1 protein-coding gene and 1 pseudogene are annotated in these 414 nt (G+C 66.7%); both read left to right on the top strand.

Annotated features, from left to right (window positions below; genetic code table 11):
• Positions 1-223 (top strand): hypothetical protein (locus MIC448_RS14390; RefSeq protein WP_036301254.1); only part of this gene is annotated, 223 nt, incomplete at its 5' end.
• Positions 220-414, top strand: a pseudogene (locus MIC448_RS14385) (IS3 family transposase); the annotation flags it as partial. The gene MIC448_RS14390 and the pseudogene MIC448_RS14385, both read left to right, overlap by 4 nt.

Genomic DNA, 414 nt, shown 5'->3' with positions numbered 1-414 from the left:
CGCGAAAGACTTCGGCGTTCACCCGATGACTCTGCAGAAGTGGCTGCAACGTGCTGCGGTCGACGACGGTTCCATGCCCGGTCAGTCGCGAACCGAGGGCGCCGAGCTGCGCGAAGCGCGGAAGCGAATCCGGCTCCTCGAGCAAGAGAACGAGGTCCTCCGGCGGGCTGCGGCGTATTTGTCGCAGGCGAATCTGCCGGGAAAAGGCTCTACCCGCTCGTGAGTGAGCTCGCCGCCGCAGGGATCCCTGTGACGGTGACGTGTCGGGTGCTCAAGCTCTCTCGCCAGCCCTACTACCGGTGGCTGGCCGCTCCCATCTTGCCCAGCGAGGTGGTGGAGGCGTATCGCGCGAACGCGTTGTTCGACGCGCACAAGGACGACCCGGAGTTCGGGCACCGGCTCCTCGCCGACGAG

It is taken from the genome of Microbacterium sp. C448, assembly GCF_000582705.2.
Taxonomy (GTDB): domain Bacteria; phylum Actinomycetota; class Actinomycetes; order Actinomycetales; family Microbacteriaceae; genus Microbacterium; species Microbacterium lacus_A.
Note: the sequence above shows the minus strand (reverse complement) of the source record. Positions and strands in the feature narration are given on the sequence as shown.